Consider the following 25809-nt stretch of genomic DNA (forward strand, 5'->3'; position numbering starts at 1 on the left):
GTCGACGGTACTCTGATCGAAGCCAACACGGCGCTCGGTGATCAGTCCGACAACGGTGGCGGCGGAATATTTAACAACGGCGGCGTGTTGGATGTGATCAACGCTGACATCGTTAGCAACTATGCCGACGGTGCCAGTGGTTCTGGCGGCGGCGTGTTGAACGTGGCCGGTGGCGTGGTGACGATTTCGGACACCACCATCACATCCAACGTGGCAAGCCGCGCCGGTGGCGGTATCGAAGACGCTTCGGTCACTGGTGATGCGGTTGCCAGTGGAACAAACCTGACGCTAACCAACGTTACTTTGTCAGGCAACAATGCCGGCGTGTTGGACGACGGCAACGGTGGCGGCGCCCTATTTTCTGCACCCGGCAACGGTGGCGGATTGCACGTGTCGGGTGCCGCGAACGTGATGATCAACGGCGGGGTGGTTGAAAACAACCTTGCAGCACGCGAAGGCGGTGGTTTGTGGAATGGCGCCGGGACGATGACGATCAGCGGCACTTCGATCTTGGGCAACAGCGCCAGTGGGCCTGCCGCAGATGATGGCGGCGGCGGGATCTTTAATAACGGCGGTGACTTGGTCATCACCGGTTCGACGATCAGTGCCAACGTCGCTGATGGATCAAGCGGCAGCGGTGGTGGGCTGCTGTCACTTGGCGGCAGCGTCGACATCACGGCTTCCTCCTTCGAATTCAACGGCGCCAATCGTGCTGGCGGTGCGATTGAAGTCGTCGATGGGGTGGTGACATTGACCGACAGCCATCTGATCAATAACGATGTTGATGGTACAGCAACCGGTGGCGTTGCCGCGCCTGGCAATGGCGGTGGCTTGCATGTCACCGGTATCGCGCAAGTCAACTTGATCGGCGGAACGGTGTTCGGCAACGTGGCCGCCAGCGAAGGCGGTGGATTGTGGAATCAAGCCGGCAGTACGATGACCGTCGACGGTACTCTGATCGAAGCCAACACGGCGCTCGGTGATCAGTCCGACAACGGTGGCGGCGGAATATTTAACAACGGCGGCGTGTTGGATGTGATCAACGCTGACATCGTTAGCAACTATGCCGACGGTGCCAGTGGTTCTGGCGGCGGCGTGTTGAACGTGGCCGGTGGCGTGGTGACGATTTCGGACACCACCATCACAGCCAACGTGGCAAGCCGCGCCGGTGGCGGTATCGAAGACGCTTCGGTCACTGGTGATGCGGTTGCCAGTGGAACAAACCTGACGCTAACCAACGTTACTTTGTCAGGCAACAACGCCGGCGTGTTGGACGACGGCAACGGTGGCGGCGCCCTGTTTTCTGCACCCGGCAACGGTGGCGGATTGCACGTGTCGGGTGCTGCGAACGTGATGATCAACGGCGGGGTGGTTGAAAACAACCTTGCTGCACGCGAAGGCGGTGGTTTGTGGAATGGCGCCGGAACGATGACGATCAGCGGCACTTCGATCTTGGGCAACAGCGCCAGTGGGCCTGCCGCAGATGATGGCGGCGGCGGAATCTTTAACAACGGCGGTGACTTGGTCATCACCAGCGCGACGATCAGTGGCAACTGGGCTGATGGAACCAGCGGATCGGGCGGTGGGATTCTGAATGCCGGTGGGCACCTGCGTCTGGAGGAATTGGTTTTCACCGCCAACCGCGCCAATCGAGCCGGTGGGGGGATAGAGCAAGCCGGCGACGATGCATTCTTGGATTTGTTGCAGGTGACCTTCGATTCGAATCTGGCGGGGCCGGACGGATTCGCGGCACCGGGTAATGGCGGTGCGATTCATCTCGGCGATGCCAGCGGCGGATTCATTCGTGACAGCATTTTCCAAGGCAACGTTGCGGCACGCGACGGCGGTGCGATTTGGAATGGCGTCGGATCATTGACGCTGACAGGTGCATCGATCACCGAAAACGTGGCGATGGGCGACCAGCCAGGGCAGGGCGGTGGGGGCATCTACAACCTGGGCACACTGACATTGAATGCAAGTGACCTCTCGGGTAACGATGCCGTAACCGGATTGGGCAATGGTGGCGGGTTATTGAACAAAGTGTTTGCCAACGCGACCTTGAATCAAACCGTTGTCAGCGGAAACGACGCCGGGCGAGCCGGAGGCGGAATTGAGAACGAAGGCAATTTGATCATCGGACTCTCGTCGCTGCTCGGCAATTCGGCCGGAATCAATGGAGGTGCACTGCACCAAACCGGGATGAGCATTGCGATCCTGACCGCGACAACCGTCCGAGGCAATATTGCCAACTCCGAGGGCGGTGGCCTGTGGAACAGTTCCGAAGGGTTGTTGGCGATCCAAAACTCGTTGATCGTCGAGAACTTGGCGGTCGATGGCGGGGGAATCTTCAATGACGGTGACGACGGCGATGTGCGGCTGGTCAATTCGACCGTGTCGGGCAACTCCGCGATTGGCATGGGAGGCGGAATTCGCAGCGAGGGCGGCGAGGTGATGTTGACCAGTGTCACGATCGCCAACAATGCAGCCGATGCAGGTGGCGGCATCGATTTGGCAGACGGAATTGCCACGCTGTCGTCTTCGATCATCGGTTCCAACACGGCTGCTGACGGGCCGGATGTCCGTGGTCAGTTGATCAGTGAAGGGTTCAACGTGATCGGCGACACATCCGGAGCGATGTTGGCCGCAACCGACGCGACTGATTTCTTGGACGTTGATCCCGGATTGGTTGAATTGGCTGACAACGGTGGCCCAACGATGACACATGCATTGCTAGCCGACAGCCCGGCGCTGGGCAACGGTGATCCCGATGGTGTGCCCTCAGACCAGCGCATGACATCGCGGCCGCAGGGCGGCGCTACCGACAGCGGTGCCTTCGAATCAGAGTTGGCCGTCAGCGGGAATATGCCGATGCAAAACCGAGCGTTGGCGGCTGACGTCAACGGCGATGGCTCAGCGACTCCGATTGATGCGTTGGCGGTACTCAACTTCTTGGGTCGCGGCGGAGACTCTGCCCAGGGCGAGGCCGAGAGTGCCGCCGAGTCCGAATCGACCGCTGCGGCAAGTGTTGGGTTCAAGTTGGACGTCAACGGTGACCGTCGAGTTTCGCCGCTCGACGCACTGAACGTGATCAACTACCTGGCAACCTTGGAAGCCAATGGGACAGCGGGCAATTCCTCCAGCGACATTTTGGATCGTCCCGAGGATGCTTTCTGGCAATCGATTCACGATCGACGCGACGAAATTGACGAACTGCTACTTGAACAATTGGCCGTCAACGCGATCAATCAAAACGTTTAGACGAGCCCTCGATTTCTATCTTTCTGCTTCTTTTTTTGTGACCTTACCGTAGGCATTTTCATGAGTTTCATACGACCATTCGTTCTAGGATTCGCCGCCATGTTCGTGGCGATTTCAAGTCTGTCAGCGGCGGACCATTTGGATTCCCCGTCCGTCCAAAATGATGGGCGGTTGGACATCAACGACATCTATGCGTTCCAATCACCACAGAACGCCGACAACGTGGTCTTGATCGCGACGGTCAATCCGGCTGCCGGCGTTTTCAGTCCGACCGACTTCAGTGCCAACGGCAACTATGAATTCAATATCGACCAAAACGGCGACGCGGTCGCGGACCTAAGCTATGTGTTCACTTTCAATCGCACCCGACGCGGACGCCAAAGTTATTTGGTGCGTCGCAATGGAAGCGTCTACGCATCGGGACAAACCGGACAAACCGTGACCACCAGCGGCGGTGCAAAGATCCATGCGGCCCTGTTTGAAGATCCATTTTTCTTTGATCTGCAGGGATTTCAAAACGGGTTCCAGTTCACCGGCGACGATTTCTTTGCCGGGTTGAATGTATCCGCGATCGTGCTGGAGATTCCTCGCACTGAGTTGGGGCCGGACAATGTCGGGTTTTGGGTCCGCACGACCGACGGAGGCGTTCCCTTTGATCGGATGGGGCGACCGGCGATCAATACCGTGTTGATTTCTTCGGGATCCAAAGACTTGTTCAACATTTCCGCGCCGGCAAATGATCCAGCCAACTTTGGCGCTCAGGTCGCTAACACCATCGCCACACTCAATGGTGGTGATACCGCTACCGCCCAGGCCTTGACCGCGATTTTGTTGCCCGATGTGTTGACCGTCGATACGTCCAGTTCCGCAGGTTTTTTGAATGGGCGGCAATTGGTCGACGACGTCATCGATGCCGAACTGAATCTGTTGACCAATGGCGGGGTGACGACCGACGGCGTTGACGCCAACGATGTAGACTTTCCGGTTGGGTTTCCTTACTTGGCAAGCCCCAACTGATCCGCGTTTGCACCCTCTAAAACTGGATATGTGATGAGAGTTTTTAGATTTGCCGGGAGCGGACGTTTGCAACGCAGCTTTGTTCTTTGGATGGGCGCCTGTGTTTCACTTGCGGCCACCGCAGGTGAACCGGATGCGTCTACGCAGTCCCGTTCTGCAACCCGTGTGGCAAGCGGCGCGGCGTATGGAGATTTGATCCCCACCGCTCAATCGATCGCACTGTTTCGTCAGCGCATTGAGTCGGACAAGGATTACCAGAATCGAACTGTGCTGGGGCGACTGTTGCTGCGGCAGGCTCGCGAGGAAGACAATTTGTCGGCCTATGCTCAGGCCGAACAGGTATTGCGCGAAGCCTATCGGATCAACCCAGATCACTTTGCGACCAAGTTCTATTTGGCCGACGCCCTGGCCGCTCGCCATCGCTTTGACGAAGCCATGCAGTTGCTTGAACCGTTGCATTCGCAATCGCCAACCGATACCGCGGTCCTGGCTGCGCTGGGGGATGTGTATTTGAATGTTGGGAAAATGGACCAGGCCGACGAACTTTATGCCCAGTTGGCACAGCGGGTCAGCGGGCCGGTGGTGTTGGTCCGACTGGCACATTCCGAACAACTGCATGGCCAAACGCAGGCGGCCATCGATCATCTGCAGGAAGCAGTGGCAGCAGCCGAGCAATCGGACCTGAGCCCACAGCGACGTGGTTGGTACGTTTGGCGACTGGGTGATCTGCAGTGGTCTCAAGGGCAGTTTGCGGCGGCCCGGGATTCGTTTCAAACCGCATTGCAGCTATCTCCCGACGATACGAATGCAGAAATGGGGCTTGCCAAATCATTGGCTGCATTGGGCGACGTTGACGGCGCCATTGAGCGACTGCAGCGGACGATCGCTCGTGACCCTGCACCGCCAGCGCTCGCGTTATTGGCCGACTTGTTCTTCGTCAATGACCAACCAGAGCAGGCTGGGCAGTGGCTTGACAAAGCAGACTTGGCGATGGCCGAGGAAGCAAAAATTGCAGCCGCGGCCCATCACCGAGAGTACGCCAATCTGCTGGCCGATCATGCATTGCGTCCGGCGCAGGCGGTGGAGATGGCGAGAGCTGATTTGGAGCGTCGACCCGACGTCTATTCCTACGACTCGATGGCTTGGGCGCTCTATCGCAATCAGGACTACGTGCAAGCCCAACAGATGATCGAGCACGCATTGCAGCTGGGCACGCGCGACGCGGCGATCTATTACCACGCCGGCATGATCAAACAGGCCAATGGGGATGCGGTGGCAGCCGAGTCGCTATTGAACACCAGCCGTGAGATCAATCCTGCGGTGATGCATTGGGCGTCCAGCCGGCCCGCCGCTGATTGATCTGAATGGACTCAGCATTGGTATTCCATCTCAGCTTGTTTGACTTAACAAATCGCCTGGCCAACGCCAGCGATCTGCGGTCAGCGATCGCGTTTGGTTTTCTGTAGTCGCCGCTCCAGTTCTTTCTTGCCTTTGCTGCGCAAGTTGCCGATCTGTTGTTCGGTTTGCAGCAGTGCGGCGAGCATCGATTGGACCCGCTGGGGTTGTTTGTCGGCCAGATTGACTTGCTCGCCGACGTCTTCGTCCAAGTCGAATAACTCGACCAGATCTTCGTCAATCCACTGGATCAACTTGTATCGGCCGTCGATGATCGACAGCGCCCGCGTGTCGCCGGTGCTGTCTGGACGCGCCTGCCACTTGTACCAGAACATGGGTTCACGCTGATAGGATTCACCCTGCAGGGCGCGCAGGTAACTGCGACCATCAACGTGTTGCTCGGGGCGTGGTGTAGCGCCGGCGATGTCCAGCAAGGTGGGATAGTGGTCGGTCCCGTTGACTTGCACCTCCGAAGTCGTCCCGGGACGAACCTTTCCCGGCCATTTGACGATCAACGGAACTCGCGTGCCGCCTTCGAAAATCGATCCTTTTCCTTGCCGCAACGGCATGTTCGAAGTCGCAAGGGCGCGGTGATTGTCCACGCCTCGTGTTGACAATCCACCGTGATCTGACGTCAGGATGATTGCAGTGTTGTTTTCGATGCCCGCCGTTCGAATTGCGTTTACGATGCGTCCAAGGCTGTCGTCGGTGCGCTCGACCATGGCAGCGTAGGTGGGATTGTTTTGCACCGTTTTTACAGTGCCCTGACGATCGATCACCAGGTCGGGGTCGTCTCGTTTGCCACCGACGGCGAGACCGGATTGGCGCAGTTTCTTGCGGTACTTCTGCGTCGTGTCCTCGGGGGCTTCGAGCGGAGTGTGGACGGCATAGTGAGCCATCACCAGCAGAAACGGCGCGTCGTGATTCTCTTGGATGTACTCGACGGCTTTGTCAGTCAGTCGGTCGGTCAGGTAGTCACCGGGTTTGCCATCGACCGGGTTGACCACCGTCAAACCTTTCTCGGTTGGAAACGGGTAGAAATAGCTATGGGTTGCGCCGGCGGAACCCGAGTGAATGACAGTTTCAAAGCCTTGGTCACCGGGGCCGCCACCGTCTTTGCCCAAATGCCATTTGCCGATGTAACAGGTGCGGTAGCCGTGTTCTTGAAGCGCTTCGCCGAAGGTGACTTCGCTGAGCGGAAGGTGGTGCTCGTGATTGCCCGAGCGGATGGATTCGTTCTCGATCCGGCTGGGGTATTTCCCCGACAGCAGTCCTTGCCGCGAGGGCACGCATCGGGGGTAGGCGGCATAGGCGTGGGTGAAACGCATCCCTTGGGCTGCCAGTTCGTCCATCTGTGGGGTTTCATACAGGGCACTGCCGTAACAGGTCAGGTCATGCTGGCCAAAATCATCGACAAAAAAGAGGACGATGTTCGGTGCTGGCGGTTGCGAAGATGCCACGTTGCTGAGAACGACCAACGCTGCGATTACGATTGGTTTAAGCATGGCTGAGCAGTGGGAGCTGTGCGGGGAAATGTAGCGAAGGACGATGGAAAGTCAGAATCAGGGACGGATTTGACCGGTCAATAGACTAGCACCAATGGGGCGCAGTGGTGCAGATTTGGGTTTTCTGGGATTGGCCCTGTTGCCGGACGCCAAACGGTCACGGGTAGGCCTGTTCGAGTGGTGCCGGATCAATGATACTGAGAGTGCAGCGTCAACCGACACGATTTGGCCAGCGGCGCCGTTTAAGATTAGGAGATTTCGTTGACGTTTTGTATCGGCATTCAAGTTCGTGAGGGAATCGTCGCGCTGGCGGACACCCGGATTGTTCGTGGTAGCGAGCAGGTGAACAAGCAAAAGCTCGCGGCGTTTCAACACTCCGGCGGATCACTGTTCACGATGACCAGTGGATTGCGATCGGTTCGTGACAAGACATTGGTCTACGTCGAAGAAGTCTTGCGAGAAACGCAACCCGTTCAAGATCGGCTGTATCAATTTGCGAATTTGTTCGGCCAGCAATTGCGGCGTGTCAAACAGGAGGACGGGCCGTCGTTGTCCTCGACAGGTCATTCGTTCAACCTGCATGCAATCATCGGCGGATGTCTGGTGGGTGATCAGAAACCGCAATTGTTCTACATCTATCCCGAAGGCAATTGGGTCGAAGCGGCGGTGGATTCACCCTACTTTATGATCGGTCGAACGTATTACGGCAAACCGATCTTGGACCGTTTATTGACCTACGAAACGCCGTTGCAGTCGGCGATCTCGCTGGCTCTGTTGGCCTTTGATGCGACTCACGCCAGCGTGACCGATGTCGATTTTCCGATCGATTTGATGGTGATTCCCGCCGGAACTCGCCAGCCGATCTCTCGTCGCTATAGCGAGTCTGATTTGAAACCGGCCACACAATGGTGGTCCAACGTGCTGTCCGAATCGCTGGCGTCGATGCCGATGCAATGGGCACAGGAATTGCTGCCCAATGGTTCCTTCCCATCAAACAACGCAAGCCAGCCGAATGACACAAATTCAAATTGGTAGCCAACTGAACTACACCGTCCGCCAAGAGACGTTGTTTCTGTTTCTTGTCGAAGCCAGCCAGACGCAGCACCAATCGATCGTCAGTGAATCGTTGACGTTTGATCCCCAGATTGCGGTGGAAACGTGTAATGTGGGGCCCGAGGGCAACCGGCTTTGCCGCGTGGTCGTCCAGCCTTGTGAATTAAGCGTCAGCTATCAAGCCACGGTGGAAATGACGCCCGATCAAGAACCGCCGCAAAGTGTGTGTGAATCGGATGTATCGCAGATGCCGGCGGACGTGTTGCCCTATATGAATCCCAGTCGGTATTGCGAAAGCGATTTGCTGGCGCGGTTCGCGTTCGAAGAATTTGGGCAACTCAATCGTGGCTACACACGCGTTCAAGCGATTTGTGATTGGGTGAACTCGCATTTGGATTACACGCCGGGCAGCACCAATACGTCGACCACGGCGACCGACGTATTATTGCAACGAACCGGCGTCTGTCGTGACTACGCACACCTTGCGGTTTCGTTGTGCCGTGGCATCGGTATTCCCGCACGCTATGTGTGCGGCTACGCCGTTGGGCTTCAGCCGCCGGATTTCCACGGCTTCATGGAAGCATTTTTGGACGGTCGTTGGTACTTGTTCGATCCCACCAAACTGGCCGAGACGACGGGGTTGGTGCGGATCGGCGTCGGGCGTGACGCCGCCGATGTTGCTTTTGCTACCATCACCGGGGACGCGACGTTGAATCAGCAGAATGTTTGGGCACAGTTCGCCGACGGGAACGGCAACGCGAACGGATCGAGCGACGGTTCAGCCGTCTCGACTGCTTAGGGGCTGATTGAATCAATTTCCGTTGCCGGTCGCTTGACTGTGCTGCTTGATGAACCGTAGCAACAGCAGGTGTGCCGGATCAGCCATCTGGGAATGATTGAACCCGTCCAGTTCATCGAGCTGGGTGTCGGGGTGCTCGACAACTTGCATCATTCTCCAAAGGTAGGCATTCTCCTCATAGCGTCCCAGCATTTCCTGGTTGCGATCACCGGTAATCAACAGCAGTGGTGGGGCGTCTTTGCGGACGTGGAACAGCGGCGCCATGTCATCGACGATTGGTTGTTTGCCATCAATGCCGCGTTCGGCGCGAACGGTAAAGTGGGTGATCGTGTGGCCGCTGTAGGGGATCAATCCGGCTAAATCGTTGGCGTCGATTTGGTGCGCGGCGAGCCAGCGTTTATCCAACCCGAGCATGCTGGTCAAATAGCCACCGGCAGAATGTCCGCTGACAAAAATTCGCTGCCGGGACCCGCCATATTTTTCAATGTTTTTGAAAGTCCAGGCGACTGCCGCTGCGGCGTCTTCGAGATACGCCGGGGAACTGACTTTGGGGTGCAGTCGATAATTCACAGCGACGACCGCAATGCCTTGGTTTCGCAGCGCCCTGGGGATCGATTTACCACCTGACTTGAGCCCGCCCCCGTGGAACCAGACCACGGTTGCGAATTCGTCGCGTCCCTGTGGGAAATACAAATCCAATCGACAACGCTCCCGCATGTAGTCGGTCAGGTCGTCGCCGCTGCGGTACAGAATGTCCGATTCGGTTTGATAGTCGCTGGCGACTTTCTGCGTCTCAACTTGTGCCTGGACGATGTCCAATTGAATACAGGTCAGAATCAAGCAGAAGAAGGTGATCAAGTGGCGTGGCATGGGGGGGCGTGCGTGTCAGGTTGGAGAGGCGATCGGGCTTGGCGGTCGGGCTTGGCGGGCCAACACAGCGGGCTGCCGATTGTAACGAATGGAGCGTAACCGCGGTGATTGGCACAGCGAGTGCAGAGTATGGCCAGCGCATTGATCGATGGCCGACCCGCCGGTATTGATCGGCATTCAATGACACCATTGCGACGACAGCTTTTTCCCTCCCTTTCATATTGGAATCGAACCATGATCCGTCAGTTGATCTTTCCTCTTGTGATTCTTGCCAGCGGCTGTGTATTCACTGGTCAGGCCAGTGCACTGGGATGGCGGCACCACCGCAATCGCTGCACCAGCGCAACGGTCTACCGTGTGCCCGTTAGTACCTCCTATCGCGCGCCGGCGTACAGCAGTGTCTATCGCGCCCCGGTGGCGTATAGCAGTGTTTATGGTGCGCCGTCGGTGTATGGCAGTGCCTATCGCGCCTCGGCGTACAGCGGTGCCTATCGGGCACCTCGAGTGAGTGCCGGATACGGCAGCTACGGCGGCTATGGATATGGTGGTTACGGTTATGGCGGACTCGGTTCCTCGCGGATGGGGTATCCGGGGTTCCGTTCCAGCGGGATGTCGATCGGTATCGGTAGTTCCTACGGGTACCGTGGAATCGGATTTGGCTGGTGATCCGCCTGTCCATGGCTAAAACTTCAATAGGCACGGAAGCCTGTTGAATGATAAACTGAATTCAGACTAGGCCATTCCTAAACTCTACGAGTAGACAGATGATAATGAGCTATACTGGTCACCAAGAAATTGTGGTTCGTACCGTTCATGGCGTGGAAGAAACCTATGTGATCGAAGGGTTCGAAGAAGAACTCGACGAGGCGCCGAGCGCCACGGTTCGCTCTGGGGTGCAGCCAGGCGGTCCCGCCAGTGAGCCCGGCGGAAACGCTGGCACCGATCCCCCCAAAACAGAGATGCCCCCAACAGCAATGCCTGTGCAATCAAACGGGTGATCTCTGACCGAGTGATCGATTGAATCAACTGCAGCAAATTGCATGCAACCTGCAATCCGCTGCAACCGGCCACACGCGACCTCGCGTCGCTTTCGGGATGCCGCATGCACATCCCTCGCTCTGCTTGTTATGATTCCCCCGGTTTTGAGATCGGAAGGACATTCAAGAGAGTATCAGAATGAACAAGTATCTTGCCGAAGCGATCGGCACGTTTATTTTAGTGTTCGTCGGCACCGGGGCGGTGGTCGTCAACGCTGTCTATGACCAGTCGGTCACGCTGGTTGGTGTCTCGATCACGTTTGCGATGGTCGTCGCCACGATGATTTATTCGATCGGCGACATCTCGGGAGCTCACATCAATCCGGCGGTCTCGATCGCGTTTTGGGTGGCGCGGCGGTTCGAGGGCAAGCAGGTCCTGCCCTACATCGCGAGCCAATGTGTTGGTGCGATCGCCGGCAGTGCATTGTTACGAATCTTGTTTCCCGATCAGGTAAGTCTGGGGGAAACGTTGCCATCCGGTCCGTGGCTGCAATCGTTTGTCTTTGAAATCATTCTGACCTTCATTTTGATGTTTGTCATTTTGAACGTGACCGTGGGGGCCAAGGAAAAAGGAATCACAGCCGGTCTGGCAATCGGTGGCGTGATCGCATTCGAGGTCCTTGTGGGAGGCCCGGTCAGTGGCGCGTCGATGAACCCAGCCCGTTCGATCGGTCCAGCGCTGGTCCTCGGTCAACTACAATCACTTTGGATTTACTTGGTTGCACCCGCCATCGGCGCGATCCTGGCAGTTCCGGTTTGTGCAGTGATCCGCACTTCGCCGGTCTCCAGTACCGTGGTCTGCACCCCGATAGCGGACACCGCCGTCGCTGATGAATCCCTTCCGCTTTAATGTCACGTTTGTTACTCAAGGTCGCTCTGATGTTTCCTTCTCTGGTTTTGTTGCGCTCGATTGCACTACCGTTTACTCTAACGCTGCTCGGTTGTGGGATTGCCCGTGCCCAGTCGGCCAATCCGGTGGTGGCTGAATCGGCAACGGCATCCAAGGCAACGCAATCCCCGCCGAACTTTATCTTTGTTCTCAGCGATGACATCGCCCAAGGCGATTTGGGCTGTTATGGTCAAAAACTGATTCAGACACCTCGATTGGATCAGATGGCAGCCGAGGGGACGCGCTATTTACAGGCCTATTGTGGGACCAGCGTGTGCGCGCCCAGTCGTTCGTCGTTCTTCACCGGATTGCACACTGGTCATTGCCCGGTTCGTGGCAATTATGAAGTGCCACCGGAGGGCCAATTGCCGCTGCCCGATCAAACCGTCACGATCGCAGAAGTCGCGAAATCAGCTGGCTATGCGACGTCGACCTTTGGCAAATGGGGAATGGGTTACTTTGATTCCAGTGGCAGCCCGCTTAAACAAGGTGTGGATCACTTTTTCGGTTACAACTGCCAGCGTCATGCGCACTCCTATTTTCCCACCTATCTGTATGACGACGACCAAGCGTTCTTGCTGCCGGGCAACGACGGGCAAACCGTCGGCAAGACTTATGCACAGGAATTGATCCAGAACGACATGATCGCGTGGTTGCGGCAACACGCCGACCAGCCGTTCATGATGTTTTATGCGATTACTTTGCCACACGGTCGTCATGAGATCGATGATCTGGGGATCTATGCCGACAAGCCGTGGTCGCAGACGCAAAAGTCTTACGCGGCTCAGGTCACGCGGGTGGATTCAGACATGGGGCAATTGATGGATACGCTGCGTGAGTTGAATGTGGCCGAAAACACGTTGGTCGTTTTCAGCGGTGACAACGGTTCGTCGTTCAATCCCAATTCGGAGATGGGCGGTCTGTTCGACCAGGCCAGCAACGGGCTGCGAGGCTACAAGCGTGGGATGTACGAAGGCGCGTTGCGCCAGGCTGCGATGGCGTGGTGGCCGGGCACGGTTCCGGCCGGTCGAGTCGATCATTCCCCCTGGGCGTTCTGGGATTTGATGCCAACCTTCGTCGAATTGAGTGGGGCGACGCCACCGGCGGGTTATGAGACCGATGGAAAGTCATTGGTCAGTTTCTTCAAGGGCGGACCGGCACCACAACGCGACTATTTTTACTGGGAACTGCATCCGGAAAAGCCCATTCAAGCAGCCCGGTTCGGCGAATGGAAAGCGGTTCGTAACGGAATCAACACGCCCACCGAGTTGTATGATTTGGCGTCCGATCCCGGAGAGCAAATGAATGTTGCCGACCAGTACCCCGATCGGGTCGCGCAAGCCGAACAAATCTTCCGCACCGCGCATCGACCCGATCCGAACTGGCCCCTCGCAGGTCGTTCGGAGAAACATCGCCGCACCGCCAAGCAGGCTTGGCAGATCACCCGCCAACGCGTCAAAGATCAGTGGGCTCCCGCCGATGCCGTCACGTTGGAATCAATCGAGTGAACGGTTTCGACACCAACGTTGCTCTGCAAAGTTCACTGGGGGCCGCCAAGATCACGTGCGTTGATCGGACCGAATTTTGAACCGAGTCCCGGCGCATGGGCGATGGCTTGGTTAACCGCTGCCAGGGAGAATTCCACAGCGGTTCGCAATGAGACGCCGGAGTCCACAGCGAGCGCTAAACGCGCCGTGAGGGTTGCCGAGAGCGCGCATCCGGCGCCGTGTGTTTGTTGGGTGTCATGGTTGGGTAGATCGATCGAGTGTGCCTGGCCGTCGGTGACCAACACGTGACAGCGAAGACCATTGATGCGTCCTGCTTTGAGCAGCACGCATGCGGGTCCCATTTGGCCGAGTTCCAAGGCCGCCTGGGTGAGCGCGTCACGATCGGCAGCGCCGAGTGATCGACCGAGTAGCCGTTCGGCTTCGAACCGATTGGGTGTAATCAGGGTTGATTGAGGCAACAATCGTTCTCGGTATGCATCGACGGTGGAATCGTCGGCCAATCGATCGCCATGTTTGCTGACCAGGACAGGATCGACGACCAGTTGTCCGGTGTAGTCGGCCAAGCGGTCGGCGACACAATGGATGTTGTCGACGTCCCCGAGCGCCCCGGTTTTGATGGCCTGTGGTGGGATGTCGTCCAGCACCGCATCGATTTGAGATCCGACCCATTCGGGCGGCATGATTTTGATTGCGTGCACGCCTTGCGTATTTTGCACCGTCAACAGGGTGACGACCGCCATCCCGTAGACCTGGTTTTGTTGGAACGCTTTTAAATCAATTTGTAATCCGGCACCGCCGCTGGGGTCGGATCCGGCAATCGTCAGCGCGGTTGCAACGGCGGTGGTGGGTGGATGAAGATCTGCCATGGGGGGCTACCTGGTTTTCCGTCGTTGTGTGATCAGAGCGTGCATGACATCACTGCGGCGCACGACCCCCAGCAGTTCGTGTGGGCGTTCACGCGTGACGACGGGAATGCAATCGTCGGTTTCTCCCTGGAACAGTTCGAATGCTCTGGCGGCCGGTTCATCCGAATGCAGACAGTGATCGATCTCGGTCACCAAGTCTTCGGCACGCACCAATTTGGAAGCGCTGTGATCAAACAACACGTCGCTTAGCAACGGATAACGGATCGCGCCGACGACACGCAAATGATCATCCACGACGGGATAGGTGTTGTCATGGCTGTGCTCGATGTGGGCGATCACCGCATCGAAGTCGGCGGACTGATGGATGCCCTTGGTCTTTCGCAGTAGGTCGCTGACTTTGATTTTGCTGTTGGCCGCTGGTGCTACGGACGTCCCACGGACTGCCGCACGGAATCGGTCGACCAGATCGCGACATTGTTCGACCGGCGTCTTGCTGGTGTGGTGAATGGCCTGTGCCAACGGGACTTCGCCGGTTCTCAGCAACGATTGGCGGATGAACAGTGGGCCGATGATTTCGAACAACACGACCGATCCCAAGATGATGTCTTGGATCGGTTTTCCCAGTTCAGGATCGCGGTTGACAGCGATGGTGGACAATGCGATGGCGGCACCGGCCTGTGCGAACAAACAGGTGCCGCCCCAATTCCTGATCTCCGGCGGCTGACGCGTGGCTTTGGCGGCTGCATAGACGCCGAACCATTTGCCGGCCATGCGGCAAACGATGTACACCGCACCCAATCCGCCGGCCGCGAGGAACGCGCCCGCGTCAAGTTCCGTCCCGTGGGCGACGAAGAACAGCACCGCCAGCAATCCAGACAGGTGATCGAGTTCGTCGACGATCTTTTGTTTGTAGTCCGACGTGTTGGCCACCGTCACGCCCATCACCAAGAACGTGATCATGTAGGGGATGTCAAATGATTCCGTGACACCTAACAAAAACGTTGCGGCAGCGACCAGCAGCACCAGCCACCGTTTCATGTTCAAAAATCCGCAGCCATAGCTGACGATCAATCCACCCAGAATTCCCAGTGCGATTGATCCGGCAATGTTGACCAACAAAACCAGCAGTTGAGAGCTCATCGACGCCGACAGTTTGCCATGCGCCAGCCCGACCGCCAAAAACAGGAACTCGAACATCACGATGCAGGCAAAGTTGTTGACCGCCACCAGGAAACCGGTGCTCTCGGTCACGGGGCCTTCCGAGCGAAACTCTTTTAACACCAGGATCGTTGTCGCTGGCGCGGTGGCGACAGCCAAGCATCCCAGCAATAGGGCCATGCTGCCGGAGCAGCCGAAGATCAACAGTCCGATCGCGACCAATCCAAAAGTGGCGATGATCTCGGCGGCAGAAATCGTCAAGCAGTGGGCGGCAACACGTCGAACTTTGGAAAACGTGAATTCACAGCCCAGGTTGAACAACACCAGCGCCATGGCAAACTTCAGCAACGGTTCGAACAGTTCGACATGTTCGGTCGGAATCCAGTCCAAAGCACTCGGGCCGACCAGCAAGCCGACCAACAGATACGCGGTGACTTTTGGCAAGTGGACCACGTCGGCCAGTACCCCAGCCGCCAGGCAGACACCCAGGAGTAACCCCAGCGTGCTGGTGACGTGTAAGTGAAAATCGCCCATATAGATCACAGTTTGAAATGATTCGCTCGCGCTGGGGGGGCACTTGCAATTGACTGACCACGGAGGCACCTCGCTGCCAGAGTCTAGTCGAAAGCGGGGCATCTTGTCGCGGTCGCTTTTGTGCTGCTGCGGCCGCAGTGCGAACGGCGATTAGTGCAGCAATCTCGCTGGCGGCTGCCCGGCCGGCGGCTCTGTGGGCTGCTCGATCACGCGCGCCACGGCAAATACGATGTTGTCTTCGGGAATCGATTTGGCCGTCCATTCGAACCAGCGGAATGCGCCGCTGGCGTCCCGGTAACGGTTGCAGAATTCGGCGATCGAATGGCCCTCGATCAGCGCCTGCATTGCCCGGATGGTTTGGGGAATGTCATCGTGGTGAATGAATTCGATGAAGGGTTTCGAAACCAATTCATGATCGCTGTAGCCGAGCACGCGTGAAAAGTTGGAGTTCACGCGTTTGAAATAGCCGTCCAGACTGGCGATGCAGAACAGGTCGCGGCTGATTTCAAAGAATCGGCTGAGATCACGTTCGGCACGCTGCATCGACGATTCGACAAAACTGGTGATCTCACTGGCGATGATGCCCGCGTTAGCCGGACGGTCTTTTTCTTGGCGGGCTAAACAGCGTTTACTGATCGCAATCAAAGCCGGGTCGGCATCACATGATTCCAATCGCTGAAAGGCTCGGCCGAGGGCGCCACGGACGGCACGGCGATAAACGTGACGAAAATTTTCGCCTTCGTAGGGCGGCAGTCCGGTCAAAATCTCGCACAGTATCGCGCCCAATCCAAACACGTCGGCACGCACGCCGATGCGTTTTCCTTTGGCCTGTTCGGGAGCCATGTAGGAAGGCGTGCCGATGATTTTGCTGCTGGAAAAATCGGTCGCCGGCAATTCGGTCTCCGCGGTCAAGATGGCCGATGGTTGATTCACCAGTGGGTGGCCGCCAGTGGAATCCAGACGTCGGCTGAGTCCCCAGTCCATCACATAAACTTCGCCAAAGGCGCCGACCATCACATTGGACGGTTTTAGATCCAAGTGCATGGTGTGGTGGGAGTGCGAAAACGCAACCGTTTGGCAGACCCGAGCGAACGTGTCTAACAACCGCGAACGTTCAAGCGGGGTGGTGTTCTCGCTGGTGATCAAATCATCCAACGTTCGCCCTTTGACTAGTTTCATGGAAAAGTAGGGCTGGTCGTCGTCGCTGATGCCCATGTCATAGACCGCCACAATTCCAGGGTGTTGTAGGCGGGCAGTCGTGCGTGCCTCTTGCAAAAAACGATCACGACGTTCGGCACAACCTTGGTGGCAGCGGCGCAGCACTTTCAATGCGACCTGGCGATCGAACACTTTGTCGTGGGCTTTGTAGACGATGCCCATCCCGCCGCTACCGATCAATTCGCCGATCGTGTACCGCGGGATCTGAGCCAGGATCTGCGGCGGCGGTTGTTCAAATTCAAAGTCCAGCCGGTTGTTTGCTGCTAACAGATGGCGGGAAATTGAAACGGTGCTGATCGAAGGGCGGTCGGCCATCGCTAGAGTCGTTTTAACAGCAGCGTTTGATCATCGTGACTTCGTTGCCCACATCGTTGAAGCACAGTTGGTCGGCAAAGCTTTTCATCAACACCAGGCCCTGTCCCGATTCGGCATCGTACACATCAGGGTTCACCTGATCGGGGACTTTGGAGGTGTCGAACCCCTTTCCTTCGTCACGGATCACGATGCGTATCTCGTCTTTGCTGGCCGTCGCGCTGACATAAACCTTGCGGTCCGCGTAGGGCGATTCCTGTTTGCGACGCTCGATCAGGTCGGACGTGGCATCTTCATAGATTAAGGCGTGGTGCTGTGGTGTAACCGACGGGCCAAGTTGCAAATTGCCGCGATACATTGCATTGACCAACGCGTGTTCGATGGCGACACCCAACCGATTCATTTGGGCGCCACCAATCAGGTCCATTCCCGAGACCACTTGCATCAACAGCCCCACCAACGGCGAGATCAATTCCGCGTCATTGGGCATTTCAAACTCGAACACGTTTCGCTTCAGCGTCGAGATCAACTTGGCGAAACTGGCGTCGGTGCGAATCACGCCCAACACGTCAATGATCGTGTCATTGAGCAGAGATTGCAGATGGTTCTTGGGAACGTATCCGGCAGCGCCTTTTTGTAGCGCCTCGGAAGCCAGTTGCTCGGATCCCCGTGCGGTGACCAGGATCGCTGGGATGTGAGCGTAGTCGGTCCGCATGGTTTCGACTAACTGCAATCCGTTTAATTCGGGCATCTCCAGATCGGTGACGACGATATCTAGATTCTCTGTGGCCAACAATTCCAATGCCAGTTGCCCGTTAGCCGCATGACGGACTTCATGCGATCCCTCTTCGAGTAACATTCGCATTTCGACGGCTTGAGTGGGGCTGTCCTCGACCAGAAGTACTTTCGCCATGAGTCTGTCTTCCGCTTAGTTGAGTGATCGGCTTTCGGATCCACTTCGGAGCCACACCTTATGGTACACACTTTTCCACCTGTCGAGTTGCATTGCATTGCAAATCCCTTTGTCTTCGGCGGTTCAAACAACACTCTTTTGGGAATCTTTTTTGTGCGTTCCGCCGGCACGCTTGATTGGGCTAGACTGCCATCTTTTGGTGGCAACCTGTTTGAGATTGCGTCTCGTTTACACCGCTCTTGAGAAGATTGGGATTTGACATGGGAATCATCGGTTTTTCGTTTCGCTCCGCGATCCTGTTGGTCGCAACCGTGTTGTGGACGGTCCCCATGCATGCTGAGGACGACTCGGCAGATCAAATCGATGACGTCGGCGGTGTGCGGACGGTCCGGGTGCTGACGATTGGCAATAGTTTTGCCCAGAACGCCTGTCGGTATTTGCCCCAGATCAGCCGCGATGGTGCGGTTGACTTGATCATTGGCACTGCCAATCTCGGCGGTTGCACGTTGGAAAAACATGCGACCTTGGCAAAACGATCGGCGGCCGATCCGACGCGAAAACCCTACACGCATGCCGACGGCAACAAGCGGACTCAGGTAAGCCTGCAAGAGTACTTGAAACTTGAGCCCTGGGATTTTGTCACCGTCCAGCAAATGAGTGCACTGAGTTTCCACCCGGAAACCTTCCAACCTCACCTGGACTATCTGGTGGAATTGATCCGCAGCGAGGCACCCCAGGCCAAACTTGTAGTGCATCAGACCTGGGCCTATCGCCCCGATTCACCCTTGTTGAAACAACAAAGGGTCAGCCAAGATGAGATGTACCAAAGGTTGTCCAAGGCCTATGCGGACGTCGCTCAGAAATATCAGGCCACTATCATTCCAGTCGGCACGGCGTTTCAGCGAGTTCGCGAAGCGGCGGGACACCAGGTTGTCGTACCGGATTCGGAATTTGACTATGACCAACCCGAGTTTCCGAGTTTGCCGGATCAATCGAATTCACTGGTTGTCGGTTGGCACTGGCAAAAGGGCGGAGATAAGCCGGCGCTGAAACTGGATTTCAAGCATGCCAACGCGGCGGGTTGCTATCTGGCGGGTTTGGTTTGGTACGAAACGTTGACCGGCAAGGATGCGCGTGAAATCACATTCGTTCCTGCGGCGGTCGATCATCAACAGGCGACTTTCTTGCGTCAGACCGCCCATGCTGTTGTGGCCGATCGCCGTTGAATTCGATCTTGCACGTGCTTTAATGGTCGCTCCATTCCATTGACCCTTGGTGATACGATGAACGAACTGAAAGAAAGACGCTCGGCAGTCGCAACGTTTTTACGCTGTGGTCTGATCAGCTGCGGTCTAGTCACCTGGGGGCTAGTGGCTTTTGCACAGGCCGAGGATTGGCCGCAGTGGCGAGGAAACCATCGCGATGCAACGATCGATGATCCATCGATCACGTTGAATCTGCCCGCCGGCCAGTTGCCGATTCTTTGGTCGGTCCCCGTCGGGCCGGGCTACAGTGGGCCAACGGTTAGCCAAGGGCGCGTGTATCTGACCGATCGCCAGAGCGAAGCGCCCGACGTCCGGGAACGTGTGCTGTGTTTTGACGCCACCACCGGAGCAACCCTTTGGCAGCACCATGATCCTGTGGAATACTCGATCGGCTACCAGGCATCGGGGCCTCGGGCGTCGGTCACCGTACACGACGGCAAAGCGATTTCGGTCGGCGGCATGGGGCGGCTGAACTGTTTGGATGCGCTGTCTGGCGAACTGTTGTGGACCCGTGATTTGGCCAGCGATTACGATGCGAGGATGCCAGTTTGGGGGATCACCGCTGCACCGTTGGTCTATGACGATTTGGTGATCCAAGTGACTGCCGGTGCAGGCGACGCCTGTCTTGTCGCGTTTGATCTAGCCACCGGAAAGGAACGTTGGCGGTCGTTGGACGAGCGCGCCGGTTACAGCGCCCCGATTGTGATTCGACAGGGGAATCAAGAGGTTGTGGTTTGTTGGACCGGCGAAAGCGTCAGCGGTCTGGACCCCCGCACTGGCAAAGTGTTTTGGTCGATCGAAATGAAGCCACGCAATATGCCGATCGGCGTGCCCACTCCCGCTGTGCAACAAGATCAACTGTTCGTTTCATCGTTTTACGACGGATCCTTACTGGTCCAGTTCGATCTGGAACAACCGACCGCAACCAAGTTGTGGCACCGTGTCGGCCAAGACGAAAAGAATACCGATGCGTTGCACGCAATGATTTCGGGGCCGATCATCAAAGGCGACTGCATCTATGGCGCCGACAGCTATGGCCAGTATCGCTGTTTGGATCTAACAACCGGCGATCGCATTTGGGAAGACCTGACAATCGTCCCCACCGCGCGGTGGGCAACGGTGCACACCATTCGCAATGGCGATCACGAAATCATGCTGAATGATCAAGGCGAAGTGTTGATGACCACCCTTTCGCGCCAAGGCGTCCAGGTTCATTCGCGGGCCAGTTTGATCGATCGTACGACCCAGCAATTGAAACGTCGCGGTGGCGTCGTTTGGTCTCACCCGGCGATCGCCGACGGCATCATCTACGCGCGAAACGACAAACAATTGCTCGCCGCTTCGCTGCGTCAGCAGTAGCACGGTCCAGACCGTGTGACTATTCGGGACGGTCCAGTTTGTTGTTGAGCTGTTCCATTTGCCGCAGCAACTCTTGCAGCAATCGTTCATTGTCAGCGGGCTGCAACGGTTGGTCGTTGGGCGCAAAGTCGGGCACTGCATCGGGCCCAGCGTTGTTGCGTGGCATCAGGCGGCGACCGTGCCAGCGATCGGGGGTCGGGAATTGAAACTGACGCAGCATTTCCTCCATCGGGACCGGGCCCAGTCCGTCGGCCGGGCCAGCGGTTTGGACAAGTTGTTGCTGTGGATGTTCGCCCAGAGTCACGGGAACGGTTTGTGATTCCCCGCCCCGGCGGATCGTCAGTTGTAGCGTGTCACCGGCGCGGGCGCTGGCGACCGCTGCGACCACGTCGGCAGCACTGTGAATTTCAGTCTCACCGACACGATCGACAACGTCACCCGGTTGGATCCCCGCTTTGTCGGCACCCGAATCCGGACTGACTTCCATCACGAGCGCGCCGACACCTTGGAACTGAATTCCGACCAGCCCCCGTTTCAGATCATGAGGCGTTTTGCTGCTGGCGGATTCGATCAATCGCGAGATGTTTGATGCCGCGGCGCAGACCTGTTTGGAATCCTGTCCGGGGACCATCACACCGACCAAAACACCGCTCGCATCCAAGACCGGTGCGCCGACCATCTGTCCGCCGGATCCGAAATCAATCTTGGGTGCGGACCCGATACCCGATTGTGACGCGACCGCACGTGTTGCAACCATCCCGGCGTCGGCGGTCAAGACATCTCCGTCTAACCAAATGGCGACGACAGGCATCCCCGGTTCGGTTTCGGCAGAGCTGACGACAAGCCCGCTGAACAGCCCGTCATCAACAGAGATCACTGCCAAACCAGTCACATAGTCCAGCGCGATCACTTTGCCGTCTGTCTGTTGACCGCTGCGGTTGAGTACCGTGACGGTCTCGGCCGGGCCACCGATGTACGCAACCAGCATGGATTCATCGACCGCAAACGCAGCGCTGGTGATCTCGCTGGCCGGTTGTTGCACCAATTCTGGAATCGGCATCATTGGCTGTCCATCAAGCTCGAACAATTCAATCCGAGGCCCATTGGCGGCGTTCGGTGGTGCACCGGGCGGCGGGGCCGGTTGAGCTGCCTCGTCAGGGTCATCCGCATCAGGTCCTGGCGGCGGATCGGGATGGGCCGGGGTGACGACCACCGTCATCAGCGACGGTTCGCCGGCATGAATCGCCTCGCGAAAATCGACCATGGTTTGGGCGGGCGCCGGTGACGCCGTGCCATGCAGCAGCACAAATACGAGCACAATCGAAGGCAGTTTCCAATTCATTTTCATTGATCGCTGAAGAGGAGAGAAAGCGCGACTGACAAAAATCGGCCAACCGGTGGCGTCTGACTAACCACTACGTTCTCACGGTCCGCACGATCAGGCAATTCTTTTCGGCGGAACCCCGCGAAAAAAAACAGCAATTTCAGCGTCATCCGTCGTGGGGCGCTGCGTCGATCCAACGTCTTTTTCCGCCGCCAGACCGGGCTCGCAGATCCCAGCCACGGAAGCAGTCTTGAGGCATCGCAGCGCCCATTTTGAAGTTGCACTTTTGCATGGGGCATTGTTTTTTGGTAACCCGACGCGTCTGCGAGGGATCCCGTTAACACCCAAAATCCCTCGCTCACGCGTCGGGTTGTGATGAAGAGCGCAACTTCAAAACTCACGCGTCGGGTTGGGAAAACCCAATGCCTTACAATCGTGCCGCTTGCACCTTTGCTGTGGCTTCTGTGCCGCTGCTGTCTCTGACAAAATCTTGTGAATTCGCTATCCCCTTGCCAAGATCCGCATGTTGCAGCCGAATAGGCACAGATCTCGACGGACCAACCACACACACCCCGAAACGAAAATGCCTGGTTTCTTGGAACTACTAATCATCGCGGTCATCGTGAGCATTTTTGGCTGCGGTGCTGTCCTGCTCGTGCGTGCTGCGACACGAAAATGAATCGTGGATCGTCGACCGGCATGCCATTCATTCCATGCCAATCGCAAACCACGAGATGCACGTGCCGTCATACCGAATCGGACCGGATACGGAACGTTTGACGCAGCGAGCCTTTGAAGTGGAGGACGCCGAGGCATTTTTCACGCTCAACAGCAATCCTGCGGTGATGCGCTACACCGGCGAGCCGCTGGTTCGGTCGCTACACGCGGCTCGAGAAGCGATCGCCAGCTACCCGGACTTTGACACGGTCGGCTACGGGCGTTGGGCATGTGTTCTGAAGCAAACACGGTCCGTGATCGGATTTTGCGGCCTCAAATACCTGGCCGATCTGGACACGGTGGATGTCGGTTACCGCTTTCTGCCCCAGTACTGGGGGCTCGGTTTGGCAACCGAGGCCTGCGCCGCAAGCCTTCAATTCGGATTCAAAACGTTGCAGCTGGAGCAGATCACCGCGTTGGTGCTGCCGGAGAATCACGCCTCGATTCGCGTGCTTGAAAAAGTTGGCATGCGGCCGGACGGGGAATTCATGTACGACGGGGCGCGGACGCTACGTTTTGTGGTGAATTCCTCGATTCTCGGTTGACCCCGCCCAGAGCAGCGCGGATCACTGGGGCAATTGGAAGCTCGGTGGCAGCGAGAATTGCTCGGCAGCTTTTTCGGCCGCTTTGGCGTCGGCGTCATCTTGTCCGGTAGGCAGTTCAGGTGCGTCGTCCATTGTCGCAGGCGCCGTTGGAGCCGTCGGCGTCTTGAACGATGCGTTGCCAAACGAAACGCTGGTCTTACCGGCGGACGCTGGTTGGATCACGTTTTGGAATCCAGGGACCGCGGTGCCGGGTTCGAATCCAGAAGCCGCCTGTTGAACTTTGGTCGCAACGGTGGTGTCCGCGGCGACGGAGGCTTGTTGCGGCGCGGTCGAATCGACTGAATTTGGCAGTGTCACTGCCGAGTTCTCTGCCTTCTTGGGCGCTGCGGCGGCAATCGCGGTGCCGGGTTGGATCGCAGGTCCGGCGCCCATCTGTGCCAGCAGTTCACGCGACCGTTCGATGGCACGTTTGGTTGCCGGGTCGGTTTCACCGTCGGTTTGACAGGCCAGCGACTGGTTCAGGTGGCGGGTGGCTTCGGAGTTCTGGCGATGTTTGTAGTGCAGATACGCCATGTTGAAATGGGCAACAGCTGGCTTGTTGTTGTTGACCAATACTTCTAACGCACCGTTGGGGTCGCCGGATTCAAATTTAACGCTGGCCAAGTTATTGGCGTAGCGTGACGAACCGGGTGAGAGTCGCAGCGCTTGTTCGATGGTGGTCGCTGCGGCGCCGTGATTGCCAAGTTTGCTAAGTGTCAAACCCAGATCATTGTAGAGCCCGGCATCTTCCGGGTTGACCTTGATCGCTTTGCCAAAGTACTCAGCAGCTTTTTCATGGTTGTTTTGGCGGAAGTGCAAACGCGCGATGTTTGACAGCGCAGCGGGATCGTTAGGGGATGATTCGAGTGCCTTGGCGTAGCTTTCCATGGCTTTTTCGAAGTTGCCTGTCGATTCCCACAAGCGACCGTTGGCGACAAAGACCTCCGGTGTGACTTCGGCTTTGTGGGCCAAGCTGACCGGATCGGTGGCGTCACCGACCGGGGCGCCGGATCCGGAATCATTTCCCTTGCCAAACCAACCGGCGACTTTATCGCGAGATTTGACCGCGGCATTTTTGGCGCCGCCGGCGATTGACGAACCGACATTTTTGGGGCCGTTCATCCAGTTTGATTCGCCGCCAGCGCCTGGGCCGGAGGGTGTTTTAGCGAACGGATTCAGAGCTGCCACACGCGCACCTGACGTGCTGGAACATCCGCTCGTTGCGCCGACAGTGCCGACCATCAACGTCACGGCAATAGCGGACGCAAGTTGGTTTCGTCGTTGAGTGCGGAACGATTTTTGTTGGACGGTCACGTCTAAAGGTTCTCCCGTGACAAGCGAGTCATCGAGTGGGGCAAGGCGGTCCAAATGCCAACAGGAATCGGATGGCATCGATTGTATGGATCGGCCGCTTATCCGGCTGACTTCAATCTGGTCACAGCGGTTTCCCGAATTCGACGAAAAAAGGCGGTTTCCCGTTCAGGAAACCGCCTAGAGGTGCCGTTTTAGCGAAATGCATGCAATCCGCAGCAATCGGTTGAGGACTAAGGGCGAGTGGCACTCGCGGTGCCGGCAGCGCTGCTGGACGGCAATTTGGGCGGCGCGAGGTGTTCCAGCCAAGCGCGATTGATTTTGGTCGCCCAGGCTCCCGATGCGGTCGGCGATTCGCGGTCGACGACGGACACCGTGGGGGCGGGACCGGCGACGTGATATTGCGAAAGAGCCTCTCTGACCGATGCGATGCGGGATTCGGTTTCCTGTGGCGAGTCGGCTCGCACGACGTAGACTTGGCGTCGTGTCGGCGGAGCCTGACGTGCGATCCAAGCCACACTTTTTTGACCGGCCGTCAGCAGGGCGCCATCACCGTCGCGAAATTGTTCGCTACCAATGGTGTTGTGCAAAACCCAGCCGTTTTGTTTCATCGCCTCGAAGGGCATGATCACCGACATCGCGTCCATTTCGTTGAACGGGTCGGGCCACGCGTTGTTTCGGGCATAGCCGCCGTTGACATTCGACCAGAATTCGTTCCATCCCGCACTGACCGAAGTCGCGGAAACTGACATCAGGACGACGGCGATCATTAATCGTCCATAAAAACTAGTGCATCGCATGATAAGGCAGTTCCTTCCGCCGGATGGGGAGATGGCAAGGAGCGACAGGAAGTGCATTTCCCGTCGGCGTGGGTGTTCATGGGGGTGGTGTCGGGGAAATAACCATCACTGATGGAA

At 57.3% G+C, this 25809-nt stretch carries 21 protein-coding genes; 12 read left to right on the forward strand and 9 right to left on the reverse strand.

Annotated features, from left to right (window positions below):
• From NHH03_RS26100 to NHH03_RS26110, 3 genes are all read left to right on the forward strand, one after another.
• On the forward strand, positions 1 to 3258 hold a 3258-nt coding region (locus NHH03_RS26100), incomplete at its 5' end, for a beta strand repeat-containing protein (RefSeq protein WP_253161292.1).
• A 99-nt stretch (positions 3259 to 3357) separates the two neighbouring features.
• Entirely contained in the window at positions 3358 to 4275 is a 918-nt protein-coding gene (locus NHH03_RS26105; protein ID WP_253161293.1) for a DUF4331 family protein, read from the forward strand.
• Between the two features lie 33 nt (positions 4276 to 4308).
• On the forward strand, positions 4309 to 5634 hold the full coding sequence (locus NHH03_RS26110) for a tetratricopeptide repeat protein (protein ID WP_253161294.1): 1326 nt from the start codon (positions 4309 to 4311) through the stop codon (positions 5632 to 5634).
• An 80-nt stretch (positions 5635 to 5714) separates the two neighbouring features.
• Here NHH03_RS26110 and NHH03_RS26115 read toward each other — a convergent pair whose 3' ends face one another.
• Positions 5715 to 7175 carry a sulfatase gene (locus tag NHH03_RS26115; protein WP_253161295.1) on the reverse strand — a complete coding sequence of 487 codons (1461 nt, stop codon included), beginning with the start codon at positions 7173 to 7175 and terminating at the stop codon, positions 5715 to 5717.
• 261 nt (positions 7176 to 7436) lie between these two features.
• On the opposite strand from NHH03_RS26115, the gene NHH03_RS26120 reads away from it, so the two are divergent.
• Positions 7437 to 8210, forward strand: a complete 774-nt coding sequence (locus tag NHH03_RS26120) for a proteasome-type protease (RefSeq protein ID WP_253161296.1) — start codon at positions 7437 to 7439, stop codon at positions 8208 to 8210.
• Positions 8188 to 9027, forward strand: a complete 840-nt coding sequence (locus NHH03_RS26125) for a transglutaminase-like domain-containing protein (protein ID WP_253161297.1) — start codon at positions 8188 to 8190, stop codon at positions 9025 to 9027. Before NHH03_RS26120 ends, NHH03_RS26125 begins: the two co-directional genes overlap by 23 nt.
• Positions 9028 to 9039: 12 nt before the next feature.
• On the opposite strand, the gene NHH03_RS26130 is transcribed toward NHH03_RS26125, so the two are convergent.
• Positions 9040 to 9897: an alpha/beta hydrolase gene (locus tag NHH03_RS26130; protein ID WP_253161298.1), complete on the reverse strand. Its 858-nt coding sequence runs from the start codon at positions 9895 to 9897 to the stop codon at positions 9040 to 9042.
• A 234-nt stretch (positions 9898 to 10131) separates the two neighbouring features.
• On the opposite strand from NHH03_RS26130, the gene NHH03_RS26135 reads away from it, so the two are divergent.
• The 4 genes from NHH03_RS26135 (at position 10132) to NHH03_RS26150 (ending at position 13331) form a co-directional block, all read left to right on the forward strand.
• Complete coding sequence (locus tag NHH03_RS26135; protein ID WP_253161299.1) at positions 10132 to 10563, forward strand: hypothetical protein; 432 nt, start codon at positions 10132 to 10134, stop codon at positions 10561 to 10563.
• A 104-nt stretch (positions 10564 to 10667) separates the two neighbouring features.
• On the forward strand, positions 10668 to 10895 hold the full coding sequence (locus NHH03_RS26140) for a hypothetical protein (RefSeq protein ID WP_253161300.1): 228 nt from the start codon (positions 10668 to 10670) through the stop codon (positions 10893 to 10895).
• Between the two features lie 178 nt (positions 10896 to 11073).
• Positions 11074 to 11784: an MIP/aquaporin family protein gene (locus tag NHH03_RS26145; protein ID WP_253161301.1), complete on the forward strand. Its 711-nt coding sequence runs from the start codon at positions 11074 to 11076 to the stop codon at positions 11782 to 11784.
• A gap of 29 nt (positions 11785 to 11813) precedes the next feature.
• Positions 11814 to 13331, forward strand: coding sequence for an arylsulfatase (locus tag NHH03_RS26150; protein WP_253161302.1), 1518 nt, complete (start codon positions 11814 to 11816; stop codon positions 13329 to 13331).
• A gap of 32 nt (positions 13332 to 13363) precedes the next feature.
• Here NHH03_RS26150 and thiD read toward each other — a convergent pair whose 3' ends face one another.
• From thiD to NHH03_RS26170, 4 genes are all read right to left on the reverse strand, one after another.
• On the reverse strand, positions 13364 to 14197 hold the full coding sequence (gene thiD, locus NHH03_RS26155; protein ID WP_253161303.1) for a bifunctional hydroxymethylpyrimidine kinase/phosphomethylpyrimidine kinase: 834 nt from the start codon (positions 14195 to 14197) through the stop codon (positions 13364 to 13366).
• Between the two features lie 6 nt (positions 14198 to 14203).
• Positions 14204 to 15889, reverse strand: coding sequence for a cation:proton antiporter domain-containing protein (locus tag NHH03_RS26160; protein ID WP_253161304.1), 1686 nt, complete (start codon positions 15887 to 15889; stop codon positions 14204 to 14206).
• Positions 15890 to 16039: 150 nt separating this feature from the next.
• Complete coding sequence (locus tag NHH03_RS26165) at positions 16040 to 17422, reverse strand: protein kinase domain-containing protein (RefSeq protein WP_253161305.1); 1383 nt, start codon at positions 17420 to 17422, stop codon at positions 16040 to 16042.
• Between the two features lie 13 nt (positions 17423 to 17435).
• Positions 17436 to 18332, reverse strand: a complete 897-nt coding sequence (locus NHH03_RS26170; protein WP_253161306.1) for an ATP-binding response regulator — start codon at positions 18330 to 18332, stop codon at positions 17436 to 17438.
• 260 nt (positions 18333 to 18592) lie between these two features.
• On the opposite strand from NHH03_RS26170, the gene NHH03_RS26175 reads away from it, so the two are divergent.
• Together NHH03_RS26175 and NHH03_RS26180 are read left to right on the forward strand one after the other, a co-directional pair.
• A complete protein-coding gene (locus NHH03_RS26175; RefSeq protein ID WP_253161307.1) occupies positions 18593 to 19558 on the forward strand; it encodes a DUF4886 domain-containing protein in 966 nt (321 codons plus the stop codon).
• 57 nt (positions 19559 to 19615) lie between these two features.
• Entirely contained in the window at positions 19616 to 20956 is a 1341-nt protein-coding gene (locus NHH03_RS26180; RefSeq protein WP_253161308.1) for a PQQ-binding-like beta-propeller repeat protein, read from the forward strand.
• A gap of 19 nt (positions 20957 to 20975) precedes the next feature.
• Here NHH03_RS26180 and NHH03_RS26185 read toward each other — a convergent pair whose 3' ends face one another.
• On the reverse strand, positions 20976 to 22298 hold the full coding sequence (locus NHH03_RS26185; RefSeq protein ID WP_253161309.1) for a S1C family serine protease: 1323 nt from the start codon (positions 22296 to 22298) through the stop codon (positions 20976 to 20978).
• Positions 22299 to 22993: 695 nt separating this feature from the next.
• Between NHH03_RS26185 and NHH03_RS26190 the strand changes: the two genes are divergently transcribed.
• Positions 22994 to 23542 carry a GNAT family N-acetyltransferase gene (locus NHH03_RS26190; protein ID WP_253161310.1) on the forward strand — a complete coding sequence of 183 codons (549 nt, stop codon included), beginning with the start codon at positions 22994 to 22996 and terminating at the stop codon, positions 23540 to 23542.
• A gap of 21 nt (positions 23543 to 23563) precedes the next feature.
• On the opposite strand, the gene NHH03_RS26195 is transcribed toward NHH03_RS26190, so the two are convergent.
• The gene (locus NHH03_RS26195; RefSeq protein ID WP_253161311.1) at positions 23564 to 24703 is read right to left on the reverse strand and encodes a tetratricopeptide repeat protein; all 1140 of its coding nucleotides are present in this window, start codon (positions 24701 to 24703) and stop codon (positions 23564 to 23566) included.
• Positions 24704 to 25125: 422 nt separating this feature from the next.
• On the reverse strand, positions 25126 to 25692 hold the full coding sequence (locus NHH03_RS26200; protein ID WP_253161312.1) for a hypothetical protein: 567 nt from the start codon (positions 25690 to 25692) through the stop codon (positions 25126 to 25128).
• Between the last annotated feature and the right edge of the window lie 117 nt (positions 25693 to 25809).

The organism is Stieleria tagensis, from assembly GCF_024129865.1.
GTDB lineage: Bacteria > Planctomycetota > Planctomycetia > Pirellulales > Pirellulaceae > Stieleria > Stieleria tagensis.